Raw genomic sequence first — 2,474 nt, forward strand, 5'->3', positions numbered from 1 at the left:
TGCAGCTTCTCAAACAGTATTCGGATGTGCCGGAGTTCCGCCACCGCCTGCATCAAGAGGTGATTGCCGAAACCTATCCAAAGCTCCATGAGCTTCTGCGCCCTCTCTCCCAGGACGATATTGACGAAGCCCTCTGTGCATGGAACGGCGATATGGACAGCAAACGGGCCGTAGTCCGCTATATGAAGGAGCATGGGCGGGAAAAAGATACCGCCGCATGGCTGTCCAGGGAGTACGGCGGTCCTGAACATACAAACCTGTTTATTGTCCGTGCCGGAAGCCCCGAAGAAATGGAACTGCCCTGGCCCAAGGTACAGCGCCGGATCGCCCAGCTTATCAAAGAGGACCGCTTTTTTACAGAGGCAGAACGGGATAATCTGGACGATATAGACCCTATCGCAATCCGGGAAAATCTGGCCCAGCGCGGCATTGTAAACGGGCAGGTAGTGGAACCGGAGAAGCTGGACAATGACCCCTTTATTCAGCAGGTCATGGCTGATGTGGAACAGATTACCGCCGATGAAGCAGAACCACGCTTTTCCGTTGTTATGACCAGCGATGCGTTTCCCGACCCGGAAGATGCGTTTGCTGTCTGGGATAATCAGACCAATGATTACTATACCGCCTCTGATGGAACGGTACGGACATTTTCAAGAGAAGAAGCTGCGGAGCAATTCCTGGCCGGGCTGGAACCACAAGAGATAAAGGCGGACCGGCAAGAGGAACCGGCACAGGAAACAGCCGCACCCGCTGCGGACGAACCGGGAACACTTCCCCGCGACCCGCTGGCATCGGCCTATGGCGTAGGGGATTTTGTTTTTCTGGAAAATACCGAGTACCGCATCACCGATTTGCAGCAGGGCTATGTCCAGCTGAATGACCCCGCGCTGGCCTACCCCATTTACCGGACGGAAAGCAAAGAACAGTTTGAACGCGCCATCCGGCAGGACCCGCGCAACAGCGCCATCACCGACTATCTCCCCGCCGATCTGGACCAGTTTTCCCCGGATTTACGGGAGGCTCTGACCGGGGATGGCGGTTTACTGGATGGGTTGGCAAAGGAGGATATAGCGGTACTGCTCCGAAGCGGCGCAGGCAATCCGGCTGTTGCCCAGCATCTTTCCCAGCGGTTTTCGGGTACAGTGGAAACCATGCAGCTGGAAACCGGGGATACGGCAGATTACAGAACAACCGACAAAGGCATGGAAGTAGAGATTTTGCGGGAGGATGAAACGGTTCTGGCGGCGCTGTATGAAAGCTGGGAACCGGTTGCCGCCGCACTCCGCGCCCTCTACCAGCAGGAACTGGACGGATTCTCCCACGAACCGGCACAGCTAAAGGAACAGCCAGCAGAGAAACAGCCGGATTTGGGGAATCCTCCCGCACCGGAACCAGCGCCGCGAATGACTACCACCCCTGTCACCCGTTATCCGGGCGAACAGAACCACCTGCCCTATGATGTGGAGATTCATACCCTGCACATAGAGAAACCGGAACCCACCCCACCCCAGCCGACAGCCGGGAACTTCCGTATCACCGACATTCACCTGGGCGAAGGAGGGCCGAAAGCAAAATTCCGGGCCAATATGGACGCAATCAATCTCCTGAAAGAATTGGAGTTTGAAAACCGGCAGGCCACGCCGGAAGAACAGGAAACCCTTTCCCGGTATGTGGGCTGGGGCGGTCTGGCAGACGCTTTTGACGAGAGCAAGCCCGCCTGGGCCAAGGAGTTTGCGGAACTCTACGCAACGCTGTCCCCGGAGGAATATGAAGCCGCCAAAGGGACCACCTTAAACGCCCATTACACCAGCCCTACCGTTATCCAGGCCATTTATGAAGCGGTGGGGAAAATGGGATTCCAGACCGGCAACATCCTGGAACCCTCCTGCGGCGTGGGCAATTTCTTCGGTATGCTGCCGGAGGAAATGCGGGGCAGCAAACTGTACGGCGTGGAACTGGATTCCATCACTGGACGCATCGCAAAACAGCTCTATCCAAAAGCAGACATCACCATCGCGGGCTTTCAAACCACCGACCGGCGGGATTTTTATGATTTAGCCGTAGGAAACGTGCCGTTTGGCCAGTATTCCGTCAATGACCGGGCCTATAACAAGCTGAACTTCAACATCCACAACTACTTTTTTGCAAAATCGCTGGACCAGGTGCGTCCAGGCGGTGTCGTAGCCTTTGTCACCAGCCGCTACACGATGGATTCCAAGGATTCTACGGTGCGCCGGTATCTGGCGCAGCGGGCGGAGCTGTTAGGCGCGATCCGTCTGCCCAACAATGCGTTTAAGGCCAATGCCGGGACAGAGGTGGTATCCGACATCATTTTCCTGCAAAAACGTGACCGCCCGATTGACATTGCCCCGGACTGGACGCAGACCGGACAGACCGAAGATGATTTTACCATCAACCGCTATTTCCTGGACCACCCGGAAATGGTGCTGGGCCGCACTGTTTCAGAAAGCACC

1 protein-coding gene is annotated in these 2,474 nt (G+C 56.2%); it reads left to right on the forward strand.

The annotated features are described in order from the left end of the window. Positions 1-2,474: N-6 DNA methylase (locus tag C814_RS13785; protein WP_016318080.1), on the forward strand; the 2,474-nt coding region annotated here is incomplete at both ends.

Source organism: Anaerotruncus sp. G3(2012), from assembly GCF_000403395.2.
GTDB lineage: Bacteria > Bacillota > Clostridia > Oscillospirales > Ruminococcaceae > Anaerotruncus.